Raw genomic sequence first — 15,522 nt, 5'->3', positions numbered from 1 at the left:
GCACGGATCCCGCTGATACGCTTTGACCCCCGTGCCGGCATGTGCCCGGTTAAGAAATAGCCGTTGACGCGGGAGTGCAGGAGAGGTGGGTGCCGTGGTGGTTGCGACCACACCCAACGGCCAGGCACACCAGGACCCGCCGTTCCCGCCGGAGCTGCTCGCGGCGGACCCCCAGAGCGCACTTAACCAGTTGATGGTCGACACCGTTTGGGCGGCAACTGATTTGGGGCCGGTCGGCCGGTGGAGCCAGGAGCTGCGGACCGCCGTGGGTATCTGCGTGAACTCGCCGTTTCCCATGCTGGTCATGTGGGGTCCGGAACTGGCGATGATCTACAACGACGCTTTCGTCCCGATACTCGGCGCCAAGCATCCTGCTCTGGGACAACCGTGTGCACAGGTCTGGGCTGACGCGTGGCCGGTCGTCGGAACGTGGATCGGCGCCGTCATGGAGCGCGCTGAATCCACCCACCGCCAGGATCTCCAGCTGATGCTGCAGCGACACGGCTTCGAGGAGTCGGTCTACTTCACCTTCGCCTACAGCGCGATCCCCGCGGCAGGTGGGGGTATCGGCGGAGTGTTTACCGTCGTCACCGAAACGACCGGTCAAGTCTTGGGCACACGCAGGCTACAGACGCTGCGCGAGCTCGGCGAGGCTCGTTCCGCGGAAGTCTCCGACGTCGTCGAAGCGTGCACCGCCGCGGCACGGGTGCTGCAAGCGCACCGCGAAGATGTGCCCTTCGGCATGGTCTATCTGCTGGATGAGGACGGGTGCCGAGCACAGATCGTGGCCTCGTTCGGTCTGGCCGATCACAGCTTGTCGCACACAGATGTGCTGCCCACTGTGGTGTCAGCGCAACCTGACGCCGGAACCGAGGGCGGTTGGATCTGGCAAGCCATCGCGACAGGTATCGCACAGACCCGGACCGGACTGGCTCGGCTATTGCCCGGTCTGGAGCCGTTCGGCGAGGCAGCCTTCGACGCCGCGGTCGCACTGCCCTTGGCCGCAACCCCGCATGGTCGGCCACACGGAGTGGTCGTGCTGGGTGTGCGTCCAGATCTGTTGCTCGATGAGGCCTACCGCGGATTTCTGAACCTCACGGCCAATCACCTGACGGCGGCTGTCACCGACGCCCAAGCCCAAGCCGCCCAGCTGCGCAGGGCTGAAGAGCTGGCCGAACTCGACCGCGCCAAGACCAAATTCTTTACCGGAATCAGCCACGAGTTGCGCACGCCGCTGGCCTTGATCACGGGACCGGCCCAGGACGCACTCGCTGACACGCAGGCTCCACTCTCGCCTCCGCAGCGACAGCGGGTCGAGATTATTCGCCGCAACGCGGGACGCTTACGGCGGATGGTCGACACCCTGCTCGATTTCAGCCGCATCGAGGAGGGCCGAATGACCCTCGATGCTGTCGCCGTGGACCTCGGTGCATTGACGCGCGGGATCGCGGAGTCTTTCGCCCCGGCCATCGAGCGGGCGGGACTCGGGTTCACGATCGACTGTCCTGCGGAGTCGACAGCGGTGCTGGTCGACCCTGGCCTATGGGAGCGAATTGTGCTCAACCTGTTGTCCAACGCGGTCAAGTTCACCTTGGCGGGCGAGATCAGTATCGGACTGCGAATCACAACCGACGATGTCGAACTGGAAGTACGCGATACCGGCGTGGGCATCGCAGCGGACGAGCTGCCACACGTCTTCGAGCGCTTCCGGCAGGTACGCGGGGCGGCGGGACGCTCCCACGAAGGCTCCGGCATCGGGCTGGCGTTGGTCCGAGAATTGGCGGCCCTGCATGGCGGCCGCGCGGTGGCAACGAGCGCGGTTGGCCAGGGGAGCGTCTTCACCGTGCGCCTTCCCGCTCACCTCGCCCAAGGGCCCGCGCTGCAGCGGAGCGCCAACAGTGTCGTGGGGGATTACGTCGCCGAGGCCATGCAGTGGAGCGCACCCACACGCTGTAGCCCCGAAACCCGAGTTGCCCAGGGCAGTGACACCGTACTCATCGCAGATGATAACGCAGACCTGCGAACGTATCTGGTGAGCCTGCTCGAGCCCGGTTACACCGTCGCGGTGGCCGCGGACGGCCACGACGCGCTCCGGCAAGCCCGAAGCCTACGGCCCGACCTGATACTGGCCGACATCATGATGCCCGGCCTCGACGGCTTCGCGCTCTTGCGGGCCTTGCGCGCCGATCCCACGACAGCCCGCACACCAGTGGTGTTCTTGTCGGCCCGCGCCGGCGCCGAAGCCGCCGCCGAGGGCCTGGCGGCCGGCGCCGACGACTACCTGGCCAAACCATTCTCCTCCACGGATCTGCTGGCACGGGTCCGCTCCAATCTGGATCTGGCTCGCCTGCGCAACCACGAATCCGCTTGGCGCACAGCATTGGTCAATGCCATGCAGGACGGCTTCTTCGTCGCAGGCCCCGACCTGAGCGTCATCGAGATCAACGACGGCTTCACCCAGCTGCTCGGCTACCAAGCGCCGCAGTTGCCATGGCCGATCCCGCACCCGTGGTGGCCGACCGCCGACCAAGATCCCGACGGATTCGCCCTCGTGCAAGATGCTCTCGGTGTAGTCCAAGTAGACGGGCGCGGACGGTTCGTCCTGCCGCTGCGGCACCTGGATGGCCGTCGCCTCTGGATCGATGTCGCACTGGATTCCTTGCGGGACAAGCACAGTGGGGAGGGGCTGCTGGTCGGCACGCTGCGCGATGTCACCGCCCAGCACCTGACCGCCGAACGCGACGCCGCCGTCGCACGGCTGGCCGGGCTGCTCACTGGCATCGACGACAGCGCCCACATACTCAAAGTAGGCCTGGCCGAACTCCGTGACTGCTGGCAGGCCGAGCGGGTGTCGCTGCTGCATGTCGAACATCCCGACAGCCCCGGCGTGCCCCTCGTGATCGACAGCACCGGCCCAGCGGTATCGTCCGGAAACGCCGTACCACCAGCGCATTCCGCCGAGCAGGCCCGGACCGGAAATTTGCTCACCGTCACCGGTGACGAGCACCCCGCGACGGGTTCCGCCGACCCCGCGGCCCCGGTGATCGCCGTCGGCGCACCTCTGTACGACGGAGTCGACCAGGCACTGCTGTGGTTCGAATTCGCGCGTCCGCGTCCGCTTTCGGTTGCCGACCGCACCCTGATGGTCCAGCTCACCGGCCACCTGCAACGTGCGTTGGGTAGGGCACGCGCCAGCGACGAGCAGCGCCAGGTCGCACTTGCGTTGCAACGCGCGATCCTGGGGCCCGCCGATCTGCCCACCGGTTTCGCCGTTCGCTACGAACCGGCCAGCGCCACCCTGGAAGTTGGCGGCGATTGGTACGACGTCATCGAACTACCCGGGCAGCGCTATGGCGTCGTCGTCGGCGATGTGGTCGGCCACGGCCTGCCCGCTGCCACCACCATGGGTCAACTCCGCAGCGCCACTCGCGCTTTGCTGCTGGAGAACAACAGCCCGGCTCGGATCCTGGCGTCCTTGGACCGGTTCGCCGAACACCATCAGGGTGCCTTCTGCGCGACGGTGTTCTGTGCGGTCATCGAACCCGCCGCACACACCGTGAGGTACAGCAGCGCAGGCCATCTCCCTGCGTTGTTAGCCGAACTGGACGGGTCCGTCCGGCAGCTGGCGGATGCGCAGTCTTTGCCGCTGGCTGTGCGCACCGGTCGCGAACGCGCCGAAGCGACAACCACAATCCCGGCCGGCGCCGCCTTGCTGCTCTATACCGATGGGCTTATCGAACGACGCGGTGAGAGCCTCGACATTGGTGTCGACCGGGCCGCGGCCACCCTCACCGACGCACTCAGGCTGGCCCCCGAGGCCGCCGTCGATCACATCTGCGCGTGTCTGCTCGGCAAGGAACAGCACGAAGACGACGTGGCCCTGCTCATCTACTCTCAGCCCTGATCGAACACCGCCCATGTCCGTACGTTGCTGAGTCGTGTTCGGGTGTGCACCTTGGACCAACGACAATCAATTGTCGGGCTCGCGGGCCCCGTATAGTCCAAATCGGGCGCGGCCGCTCGGCGAACTGGAGACTTTCTCGCCTGCGGAGCTACGGAATACTCACTTTCGCATTTCATTCGGCGCGCTGTTACCGAGTTCGCCTAGTACTCCAGCCGCACTTCGTGATGTTGTTGGGTAGCATGGGGTTTCGTGCTGGTTGATGAGGATCTGGCTGCGTGGACGGCTGGGTTGGACGAGTTGTTTGCGCGGGTGGCGGGCCGGTTCTTGCGGGCGGAGCCGCGGTTGCGGGCGCGGGCGTATGATTCGGGGCCTGCTGGCGCCGTTGGCGGGAAAGAACAGTTGGACGCTGGCGGAGGTGGCCGGTGAGGCGACACCTGACGGGATGCAGCGGCTGCTGAACATGGCAGCGTGGGATGCCGACGGCGCGCGTGATGACGTTCGGGCGTATGCGGTCGAGCATCTGGGCGATCCCGATGGCGTGCTGGTTGTCGACGAGACCGGATTTCTGAAGAAGGGCGTGAAATCGGTTGGGGTGCAACGGCAATACTCGGGCACAGCCGGGCGGATCGAGAACTGTCAGCTCGGTGTGTTCTGTGCTTACACGAGCGTCAAGGGCCGCACTCTGATCGATCGAGAACTGTATTTGCCCAAGTCGTGGACCACCGACCGGGACCGCTGCCGAGCGGCCGCTGTGCCGGAAGAGGTCGACTTCGCCACGAAACAGGTACTGGCCCAACGGATGCTGGCCCGTGCTCTGGACGCTGGCGTGCCCGCCCGGTGGGTCACCGCCGACGAAGCCTACGGAGGCGATTCGAAGTTCCGCCGGTGGCTCGAACAGCGCCAGATCGGGTATGTGGTGGCCGTGCCCAGCAGCGCGCCGATCGTTAGCCTCGGGGGCGACTCGCGCGCGGACCGCCTCGTCGCGGACGCGCCCCAGGAGGCATGGAAGCGCCTGAGCTGTGGAGAAGGCGCGAAAGGGCCTCGGTTGTTCGACTGGGCCGTGGCCACACTGCCCACTGTGAGCGAGGCGGGCCCGGGGTGGCGGCGCTGGCTGCTGGCCAGGCGGTCACTGACCCGCAACACCAAGGGCGAACGCGAGATCGCCTACTACCTGTGCGGGGCCCCCGATCGGCACCAGCGACGCCGAGCTCATCCGGGTTGCCGGTTCCCGCTGGTCGGTCGAGGACTGCTTCCAGACCGCGAAAACCGAGGTCGGGCTCGACCAGTATCAGGTCCGCCGCTACGACGCCTGGTACCGCCACATCACCCTCGCGATGCTTGCCCACACCTACCTCGCCGTGACCGCTGCTATTTCCCCAAAAGCATTGGCAGCGGCCTCATTCCACTCACACTCGGTGAAATCAAGCGTCTCCTGGCACACCTGATCACCCCGAATCCGGACCTCGCCCTACTACGAGGCTGGTCGACCTGGCGACGAAGACACCAGCACCGCGCCAAACAGGCGCACTACCAGCGAAGACAGACTCAACATCACGAAGTGCGGCTGGAGTGCTAGTGCTGAATCGTGACTGTCAGCGGTAACCATTCCTGCCGGTCGTTGCGCACCTTGGTCAACCCCAGCCGCCTCGGTGAAGGCGTGTAGTTGACTGTGTTGTGCCACAACGCGATCCATGCATCACTCCGTGGCTAGGCAGGTGAAGGGCCGGGCGACGCTGTAAAACTACGCCGCGTCGAACCCGTCACTGCGCTGCCGTGCTACCGGGTGGCTACCGTCCCCGCGTCCACCGAGCCGGGAACGGTCCACTGTGCAAGTGGACCGCCGAATGAGTGTCGATCGACGCGAAATCACTGCGGGCAAGAGGTCTCATCTCGCACCCACTCCGTTCCAATCGTGTTCGAGCTGAACATAGATGGCAGACGTCGCTTCGGTACTGTAGCGGTTCTTGTGCCAAATCTTCCGTGCGATCGAGTCCAAATTTTATTGGATCATGGTCTGACGCAACGGCTTAGGATGGTCGCTGTCAAACAAGCGTGTATCTCTGGCGGCCCGCCTGATTCACGTCCGACGATTGCCGACGCGTGAAATCTGAAGCGAGGACCACGGTGGCGGATACATTCAGGACCGATGAAGTCGATGATGGCGGGATTGCGATTGTCGGGTTGGCTTGCCGGTTGCCGGGGGCGGCGAGTCCGGGTGCTTTCTGGCGGTTACTGCGGGATGGGGAGCAGTCGATCACCGGAGTGCCCGTTGAACGGTGGGAGACGGAGTCGCTCCTGGATGCGGAGCGTTCCATACTCGAGCAGGTAGCCGCACCTCAGGGCGGTTTCTTGAACGACATCGATTCCTTCGACGCTGATTTTTTCGGGATTTCTCCGCGTGAGGCTGTCACGATGGATCCGCAGCAACGGTTGATGCTGGAATTGAGCTGGGAGGCGCTCGAGGATGCCGGCATCGTTGCCGGTGCGCTCCATGGCAGCAAGACCGGGGTTTTCATCGGTGCGATCCGGGACGACTATGCCACCCTGCTCTATGAGCGCGGTCCTGTGGCTATTACGCAGCACGGCATGACCGGTGTGCAGCGCGGCATTATCGCGAACCGAGTTTCCTACACTCTCGGCCTGCGTGGGCCCAGCATGACGGTGGATGCGGCGCAGTCGTCCTCGCTGGTCGCAGTGCACTTGGCCAGTGAGAGCATCCGGGCGGGGGAGTCTGCCCTTGCCGTTGCCGGTGGAGTGAATTTGAACATTCTCGCGCAGGGCACTCTGCTTGCCGCCAAGTTCGGCGGCCTGTCGCCGGATGGGCGATGTTTCACCTTCGATGCGCGGGCCAATGGCTATGTCCGTGGCGAGGGCGGCGGTGTCGTCGTGCTCAAACCGCTGTGCCGGGCATTGGCCGATGGTGACCGGGTCTACTGCGTGATCCGAGGCAGCGCGGTGAACAACGATGGTGCCACCGATGGCTTGACCCTTCCCAGTTCCCTTGCCCAGCAAGAGGTTCTACGCTCCGCATACGAACGGGCGGGCGTGCCGCTCGGTGACGTGCAGTATGTGGAGTTGCATGGCACCGGAACCAGGGTCGGTGACCCGATCGAGGCGGCTGCTCTGGGCGCAGCGATCGGACAGGCGCACCCCGCCGATGACCCGCTTCTCGTGGGTTCGGCCAAGACCAATGTGGGCCATACCGAAGGCGCCGCGGGCATCGTCGGTCTGTTGAAAATTGCCTTGAGCATCAACCACGAATTGCTTCCCCCGACTCTGAATTTCGAGACCCCGAATCCCGGCATCCCGCTGAACGAGCTGAATTTGCGTGTCCACACCGACTCCTGCCCTTGGCCACATCCGGACCGGACGTTGGTAGCTGGAGTGTCCTCGTTCGGCATGGGGGGCACCAACTGCCACGTCGTCCTTTCCCAAGTACCTCGGTCGGCGGCGACTCGACCGACTGCGTCCGACTCCGCCGACACCGATACGTCGTTGGTGCCCTGGCTGGTATCGGGCAAGACCGATCAGGCGCTGCGCGCCCAGGCGCGGGAACTCCTCGCCTATGTGGACGATCGGCCGGAACTGTCGGTAGCCGATATCGGGTATTCGCTGGTCACCACGCGTACTCAGTTCGAGTATCGGGCCGTGATTGTGGGGAGGGGGCGAGAGGACTTCTTGGATGGCCTGAAAGCTCTGGCCGAGGGCGTGGCCGCCACTGGCCTGGTCGAGGGTAGGGCAGTCCCTACTGCCGGTGCGGTTGTGTTCGTGTTTCCCGGTCAGGGTTCACACTGGGTCGGCATGGGGTTGGAGCTACTGGATTCGTCCCCGGTGTTCGCGGCCCGAATGGCAGAGGCGGTAACTGCTCTGCGCGAGTTCGTCGAATGGGATCCGATAGGCGTGCTGCGCGGCGAGCCGGGCGCGCCATCGCTGGACCGGGAAGAGATCGTCCAGCCAGTGCTGTTCGCGGTGATGGTGTCGCTTGCCGCGCTGTGGCAGTCATGCGGGGTGAAACCCGCAGCGGTGGTGGGTCATTCGGTGGGCGAGATCGCCGCCGCATGTGTAGCGGGTGCGCTGTCTGTGCGAGACGCGGCCCGGGTGACAGTGACATGCAGCCGCTTGGTCGCGCAGGAACTGGCGGGTCGCGGTGGGATGGTGTCGGTGGCATTGCCGGTCGAGGAGGTCCGGCGGCGACTGGCGTCGTGGCCCGGACTCCTGTCGGTATCGGTGGTCAACGGACCATCGTCGGTCGTCGTGGCCGGTGAACCGGCTGCCTTGGACGAATTGATGGCCGAATGTAAGGCCGACGCCGTCCGTGTCACACGGATCCGGATGGATTACGCGGCACATTCGGTGGCGGTTGAGGCGCTCGAGGAACGACTGCTCGAGCAGTTGTCCGGGATCACGCCAGGTCCGGCGCGGATACCGATGTATTCGTCGGTGACCGGTGATGTGGTCGACGGTGCGCACCTTGATGCTGGTTATTGGTATCGGAGTATGCGCGAGACCGTGCGGTTCGATGCGGCGACCAATGCTTTGCTGCGGGACGAATACCGCGTCTTTATCGAGGTCAGTCCACATCCGATGGTGACGGCAGGCATTGCTGCGACGATCGCCGAAGTCGGCGAGCAGGCGGTCACAGTGGGGTCACTGCGTCACGACGATGGCGGGCTGTCCCGATTCTCGATGTCGTTAGCGGAGGCTCAGGTGCGTGGCGTGGCCCTGGACTGGGCCACGGTTTTCGGTGGCTGTTCTGCCCGGCGGGTCGATCTGCCCACCTACGCCTTCCAGCGGCAGCGGTATTGGGGCGGTAATGCGACGGCTCTCGCCGTACCAGCGCGGCTCGATGCCGGTCCGGTCGTGGACAGCGGCGAGGCAGCGTCGTCGCACTCTCGCTCGGCGCTTGCTGAGCGGTTGGCCGAACGGCCCGAAGCCGAGCAGGAACGCATCCTGCTCGATGTGCTGCGTTCTCACATAGCGGTGGTGCTGGGCCACGCCACGGCGGAAGCTGTGCGCCTCGAGAGCTCGTTCAAAGATATGGGTTTCGTCTCGGCTACCGCGGTCGAGCTCGGTAACCGGCTCAGTGGTGTCACCGGTCTGGCGCTGCCTCCCTCCCTGCTGTATGACTACCCGACCCCGGTGGCTGTGGTCCGCGAGCTGCGCGCCGAGTTACTCGGAATATCCAGTGGTGCAAGGGAACCGGCACGGATTGCCGGTGACGCCACCGAGCCGATCGCGATCGTCGGGATGGCGTGCCGATACCCCGGTGGCGTCGATTCCCCGGAGCAGTTCTGGCGGCTCATCACCGACGGCGCCGACGCGATCGGCGAGTTCCCCGCCGATCGCGGCTGGAACATCGAATCCCGTTACGATCCTGGTTCCGACCGGCCGGGTACCTCCCATGTCCGTTCGGGTGGATTCCTCACCGACGCAGCGGGATTCGATGCGGCGCTTTTCGGGATCGGGCCGCGTGAGGCACGGGCGATGGATCCCCAGCAGCGATTGCTGCTGGAGATTTCGTGGGAGGCGCTGGAGCGGGCCGGGCTGGATCCGTTGTCGTTGCGGGAGACCCGCACGGGAGTGTTTGCCGGTGCGATGCCCTCGGACTATGGACCACGGTTCAGCGACGCCGACCGCGATAGTGGCGGCTATCTGCTGACCGGGACAACAGGCAGCGTTTTGTCCGGGCGGGTCGCTTACACGCTGGGGTTGGAGGGTCCGGCAGTGACGGTGGACACGGCGTGTTCCTCGTCGCTGGTGGCGGTGCATTTGGCGTGTCGGTCGCTGCGCTCTGGTGAGTCGGACCTGGCGTTGGCGGGTGGGGTGTCGGTGATGTCGACGCCTGGAATGTTCGTCGAGTTTTCTCGCCAGGGCGGGTTGGCCCCCGATGGCCGATGTAAGGCGTTCGCCGCGGTGGCCGATGGCACCGGGTGGAGCGAGGGTGCTGGCATGCTCGTGCTCGAACGCCTCGGCGATGCTCGCCGCAACGGACGAAGGATTCTCGCGGTCGTGCGTGGTTCGGCGGTGAATTCCGATGGTGCGAGTAATGGTCTGACCGCGCCGAACGGGCCGTCGCAGCGCCGTCTCATCGCCCAGGCATTGGCCGACGCCGCACTGTCGGCACCGGATATCGACGCGGTGGAGGCGCACGGGACGGGTACGAAACTGGGTGACCCTATTGAGGCGCAAGCGATTCTGGCTACCTACGGGCAGGATCGGGCCGAGGGCGCGCCGCTGTGGTTGGGGTCGGTCAAATCCAATATCGGACACACTCAAGCCGCAGCCGGTGTCGCCGGGGTGATCAAGATGGTGCAGGCCATGCGCTATGGTGTGTTGCCGAAATCGCTGCACATCGACCAACCGACCCCGCGTGTGGACTGGTCGAGCGGCGCAGTGGAGTTGCTGACCGAGCACACCGTATGGCCCGACGCCGACCGGCCACGACGAGCCGCCGTGTCCTCCTTCGGCATCAGCGGGACCAACTCCCACGTTATCCTCGAACAGGCCCCCGCCGTCGATGAACCACCGCCAAACACCTGCCCGGACCTCGAACAACTGTGTCTACTGTCCGGCAAAACCTTCGACACGGTACAGGCCCAAGCCGGTCGCCTCGCGGAGCATCTGCGCGAACACCCCGAACTCCGTCTCACCGACATCGCCTACACACTGGCCACCAGCCGAGCCGCACTGGACTACCGAGCCGCATCGGTAAGCACCGACCGGGCCACCCTCATCAGCGATCTCAGCGCTCTCGCGGAAGGTATCCCCGCGCCGGGCCTGATCCACGGCCCCGCACACCCAGCGGACCGGATCGTGTTCGTCTTCCCCGGCCAGGGCTCCCAGTGGCCGGGGATGGGCGCGCGGCTGCTGGAGTCCTCGCCGGTGTTCGCCGCGCGGATGCGCGACTGCGCGGCCGCGCTGGACCCGTATACGGGATGGTCCCTGCTCGACGTCGTGGCCGCGCAGGCACTGCCTGCGGCGCCGCCTCTGGACCGAGCCGACGTGATACAGCCCGTCTTGTTCGCCATTCTGGTCTCACTTGCGGACCTGTGGCGCTCCTACGGCATCGAGCCCGCCGCCGTTATCGGGCATTCTCAGGGTGAGATCGCCGCCGCTGCAGTGGCAGGGGCGTTGTCGCTCGCGGATGCGGCTCGGCTCGTCGTATCACGCAGCACAGCGATTTCTCGCCTGGCGGGCCGCGGTGGCATGGTGTCGGCGGCGATCCCGGCGCGCGAGGCCCGCCGCCGAATTCAGAAGTGGGGCAACCAACTGTCCCTCGCAGCGGTGAACGGCCCCCACTCGGTCGTGATCTCCGGCGGCACGACCGCTTTGGCGGAACTGGTCGCTGAATGCCAGGCCGAACAGATCCATGTCCGGACCATTCCGGTCGACTACGCCTCGCATTCCCATCAGGTCGAGGAAATCAGCGACCAACTGATCGAAGCATTGACCGAGCTGGGACTCCGCCCCCGCGCAGCACAGATACCGTTCTATTCCACGGTAGTCGGAGAGCTGCTGGACACCAGCGGCCTCGACGCCGCCTATTGGCAACGCAACCTCGGTAGTACCGTCCTGTTCGAGCAGACGATCAGACTGCTGCTCGAGCGTGGACATCAGCTGTTCATCGAATGCAGCCCGCACCCGACCCTCACCTCGTCCATTCAAGACACCATCGACACCATCGACACCACCGCCGCGGTCATCGGCACCCTCCGTCGCGACGACGACAGCCATACCAGAATCCTCACCGCACTCGCCGACGCCCACATCCACGGTGCTGGCCCCCGGTGGGAAGCCGTCTTCGCAGGGACCGGCGCCCACCACGTCGACCTGCCCACCTACGCCTTCCAACACGAACGCTATTGGCTCGAGACCGGCGGCGGTGATGTGTCCTCAGCCGGGCTGGGAAAAACCCAGCACCCGGTGCTGAGCGCGGTGACACACCTGGCCGACCGCGATGAGGTGGTGTTCACCGGCAGGCTCTCGCTGAACACCCAACCGTGGATCGCCGACCATGTCATCACCGGCACGGTCCTCCTACCCGGAACGGCCTTTCTCGAGTTCGCCCTGTTCGCCGCGGCCGAGGTCGGATGCGACCTGATTGAAGAACTGAGTTTGGAAGCCCCACTTGTACTTTCACGAACTCAAGTCCTGCGGATTCAGCTAGTAGTAGGCGAGGCCGATGCGTCTGGGCGACGCCCGTTGACCCTGCATTCGCAGCCGGAAACCGGGCCGGGGTCGACGTGGACGAGACATGCCAGCGGCACTGTCGCGACCGGCACCCGGATAGCAGAATTCGACCTGGCGGCGTGGCCGCCTCCCGGTGCGATACAGATCACCACCGACGACATCTACGACCGGCTGGCCGCAGGCAACTACACCTACGGCCCGATGTTCCGGGGGCTGCACACCGCGTGGCGCCGCGGCGACGACCTCTATGCCGAGATCTGCCTGCCTGACCAATCACGAGTGGGCACAGACAGTTTCGGTGTGCACCCAGCCCTGCTCGACGGAGCCTTGCAACTCATTGTGGCCGAGGCGGCGCAAGTGACCGGGACAATGCTGCTGCCGTTCGTCTGGACCGGGGTGTCACTGCATGCGGTAGGCGCGTCGAGACTGCGAGTCCGGATCGCCCCGGCTGGCCGGGACACAGTGTCGCTGCAGATGTCGGACAGTAGCGGGACACCGGTGATTGCCATCGAGTCGTTGGTGCTGCGGCCATTGAAGGACAGTTACTTCGACGTACCTGGCGAACATGACAGGCGTCTGCTGTACAACGTAGAGTGGGTCGGTTTGTCGTTGCTGAAACGGTCGCCGACAGCAGCGCGGTGGATGACGCTGCGGCAATCCAGCTTGACCAGCGCATTGCGCGAAGCTGGTATCGGGACGGAATATTGTGCGGACTTGCCGTCGGCCGCCGTGGGGCCGGTCCCCGAGGTGGTTTTGGTGGACTGCCGCGATAGCGTAGACGCCGCTGCCGCCGTCAAAATGGCACTCGGTGTGATGCAGGAGTGGCTGGCCGAGGAACGGTTCGCCTTTTCCCGGCTGGTTTTCGTGACATGCGGGGCGATGTGCACCGAACGTGGCGAAGACGTCACGCACCCCGAGCAGGCGGCCGTGTGGGGTTTGGTGCGGACGGCGCAGACCGAGCATCCTGACCGGTTCTTACTCGCTGACCTGGACGATGTCTCCTCGGTTGCCGCGTTGCCCGCCGTGCTGGCCACCGACGAACCTCAAGTTGCCCTGCGCCCCGCGGGTGTGCGGGTACCCCGGCTGAGGAAGGTGATCGACGGTGCGGCGCTTGTGTTGCCCCTCGATCGGGCGGGCTGGCGGGTGGAGGCCGGCGACACCGGAACGCTGGACGAACTGTTCATCACCCAAACCGACGCCACCGCATCGCTGAGCACCGGTCAGATCCGCGTGGGGGTGCGGGCAGCGGGGGTGAACTTCCGGGATGTGTTGATCGCGCTGGGAATGTATCCCGACGCTGCCGTTCTTGGTCTAGAGGCCGCGGGTGTCGTCCTGGAGACCGGGCCCGGAGTGCAGGGTCTGGTTGTCGGGGATCGAGTGATGGGGTTGTGCGCCGGTGCGTTCGGTCCGGTGGCGGTCACCGACCAACGGATGCTGGTGCGCATACCCGCCGGGTGGTCGTTCGCGACAGCGGCATCGGTCCCGGTGGTATTCCTCACCGCCTACTACGGACTGCGGGATCTGGCCGAGCTGCGAGCCGGTGAATCGTTGCTGGTACACGCCGCCGCGGGCGGGGTCGGTATGGCCGCGGTCCAACTGGCCCGGCACTGGGGCGCAGAGGTATTCACCACCGCCAGCCCCGCTAAGTGGGAGACGGTCCACGGACTCGGAGTCGCCGACGAACACATCGCCTCATCGCGAAATCTGGACTTCGAACACCAATACCTGGATGCCACCGGACGCCGAGGCGTGGATGTGGTGCTGAATTCGCTGGCCGGGGAGTTCACCGACGCCTCGCTGCGTCTGCTGCCCCGAGGCGGCCGGTTCATCGACATGGGCAAAACCGATATCCGAGATGCCGACGTTATCGCCGCACAGTATTCCGGTGTCCGGTACCGCGCGTTCGACCTGCTGACGGTCTCACCCGATCGCATCCAGGAGATGCTCACCGATCTGATCGATCTCTTCGAGCGAGAGGCACTGAGCCCATTACCCATTCGATCCTGGGACCTCCAGCGCGCACCGCAGGCTTTCCAGTTCCTAAGCCAGGCACGCCATATCGGCAAGATCGTGCTGACCGTGCCCAGGCCGCCGGACCCCGACGGAACCGTACTGATCACCGGCGCGACCGGGGCGCTCGGCCGCCACATTGCCCAGCACGTAGTCACCGTATGGGGGACGCGGCACTTGCTACTGGTCAGCCGACACGGCGCGCAAGCGCCCGGTGCGACCGAACTCGTGGCCACGCTGGCCGACTTGGGCGCGCAAGTGCGGGTCGCGTCCTGCGACACCGCCGACCGGATTGCGCTCGCCGAGCTGCTGAGCACCCTCGATCGCCCACTCACCGCGATTGTGCACGCGGCCGGAGTATTGGACGACGGTGCGGTAGAAACGCTGACCCCCGACCAAGTCGACCGAGTGCTTCGAGCCAAGGTCGACGGGGCACTCAACCTGCACGAATTCACCCGCGACACCGACCTCGCCGCGTTCGTGCTGTTCTCCTCGGCGGTAGGCGTGCTGGGCAATCGGGGACAAGCAAACTACGCTGCGGCCAACGCTTTCCTCGACGGTCTGGCACAACACCGCAGGGCGCAGGGGTTGCCCGCTACCTCCCTAGCCTGGGGTCTATGGGCCGAACGTAGCGGTATGACAAGCCATTTGGGCGACATCGATCTCGCGCGACTGGCTCGCAGCGGCCTCCTCCCGCTGACGACCGAGCAAGGCTTGCACCTTTTCGATGCCGCGATAGGTGACGGCGATGCGATGCTGGTGCCTGCCCGCCTCGATCTGGATGCCTTATCCGACAACTCCGTGCCCACGTCTCCGCTGCTGCGCGGACTTCGGCGGCCGTCGGTCCGTCGGTCCGCCGCGCCGAGTGCCGACAGCTCGGCATCGTTGGCGCATCGGCTCGCCGGGATGTCGGAGACCAAACGGAACGACGAGGTGCTGCAACTGGTGTGCGCTGCCGCTGCTGCGGTAGTGGGACATACCGCGTCGCAAGCGATATCCCCCGATCGAGCGTTCAAGGATGCCGGATTCGACTCGCTGTCGGGTACCGACCTTCGCAACCGGCTCAGTGCCGCCACCGGACTGCGCTTGACTCCGACACTAATTTTCGATTACCCCACACCGGCAACGCTGGCCACTTATCTCTGCGGCGAACTGGTCACCGGTCCCACCTTATCCAGCACCTCGCTCGACACCGAGTTCGACCGCCTCACGGCCGTGTTGTCCGCCATGGATCCAGCCGACAACGGACGCAGGCGGGTTCTCACCAAACTCGAAGCGCTACTGGCGCAATGGCAGCGCGAGAACACCGGCACCGGGGATGGGGTCACCGCGGCGCTCGACGCGGCGACCGATGAAGAGATTCTTGCATTTATCGACACCGAACTCGGTGCCTGACCGACTACCTGAGGCCAAGAGGA

Annotated in this window: 2 protein-coding genes and 1 pseudogene; all 3 read left to right on the top strand. The window is 65.4% G+C overall.

The features are described from left to right. Positions 1-94: 94 nt before the first annotated feature. The 3 genes and pseudogenes from ACQPW1_RS30055 (at position 95) to ACQPW1_RS30045 (ending at position 15,499) form a co-directional block, all read left to right on the top strand. Positions 95-3,904: a SpoIIE family protein phosphatase gene (locus tag ACQPW1_RS30055; RefSeq protein WP_433655142.1), complete on the top strand. Its 3,810-nt coding sequence runs from the start codon at positions 95-97 to the stop codon at positions 3,902-3,904. 267 nt (positions 3,905-4,171) lie between these two features. Then, a pseudogene (locus ACQPW1_RS30050) lies at positions 4,172-5,480 on the top strand (IS701 family transposase). 524 nt (positions 5,481-6,004) lie between these two features. After that, positions 6,005-15,499, top strand: coding sequence for a type I polyketide synthase (locus tag ACQPW1_RS30045; protein ID WP_433655141.1), 9,495 nt, complete (start codon positions 6,005-6,007; stop codon positions 15,497-15,499). Positions 15,500-15,522: the final 23 nt, after the last annotated feature.

The sequence above is a fragment of the Nocardia sp. CA-128927 genome (assembly GCF_050955855.1).
In the GTDB taxonomy this organism is placed as follows: Bacteria; Actinomycetota; Actinomycetes; order Mycobacteriales; family Mycobacteriaceae; genus Nocardia.
This window is presented reverse-complemented; position numbering and strand designations above follow the sequence as displayed.